Origin of the sequence: Maribrevibacterium harenarium (genome assembly GCF_006385675.1) — a bacterium.
GTDB lineage: Bacteria > Pseudomonadota > Gammaproteobacteria > Pseudomonadales > Marinomonadaceae > Marinomonas > Marinomonas harenarium.
This window is the reverse complement of sequence record NZ_VFRR01000129.1, coordinates 1-730: the sequence shown is the minus strand read 5'-3', so window position 1 is coordinate 730 and position 730 is coordinate 1. Positions and strand designations below refer to the sequence as shown.

Sequence of the window (730 nt, the reverse complement as noted above, 5' to 3'; positions counted from 1 at the left end):
ACCATAGCGCCCAATTTTGGGCATCAATTCACGACAAGCTTTGTCGTAGGTTTGTCTTAGGGTGATGTTTTGCTCTTTGGCGACTTGGGTAAGCTGCTGTCGGGCTTTGTTGTAGAGCTTGGCATCCGTTGGGAACGTGATATTTTTTTCTTGTACCGTAGTGTCGACTACGACTCTCTTTAAGCTCGCTGGTTTAATGACCTTTAGTTTGAGTCCTGCCTGTATCGTCTGGGTAAGCAGCCATTCGCATCCTTCTTCTCCTAACCGTTTTCGCCATTTAACCAGACTCGTTGGATGGCATGGAAAGTCGTGCTGGAAAAAGGTTTCGCCGCAAAAATATTGGTAGTAAGGCGATTCAAGCCATTGCTCTAAAACCATCTCATCGGACAAGTTATGCAAATGCTGCAAATACAGCAATCCCACCATAAGGCGCGTTGGCAACGCGGCTGCACCCACCGTTGAGAAGTGTCTCCCTAATTCGTTATCCAACTGATTCCAATCAATGATATTAGCCAGTCGAACTAAAGGATGGTTGAGGTTAATGATGTCAACGAGCTGGGATTGGAATAAATCCTTTTGCGGTATGGTCTTTGTCTGACGAGGCTTCATAAAACACATCCATTCTGCAACTTTTTGGGCCTTACGGCGTATTTATAGCAAGATTTCGGTATTAACTATCGTATAAAAACACGTTGTATTCAATGGGTTGAGAGTTTTTCAGGGGCGACTA

1 protein-coding gene is annotated in these 730 nt (G+C 44.7%); it reads right to left on the bottom strand.

Features of this window, described 5'->3' with window-relative positions; translation table 11 throughout:
• A partial coding sequence (locus FJM67_RS17415) for a transposase (protein WP_140591955.1) occupies nt 1-609 on the bottom strand: 609 nt, incomplete at its 3' end.
• Nucleotides 610-730: the final 121 nt, after the last annotated feature.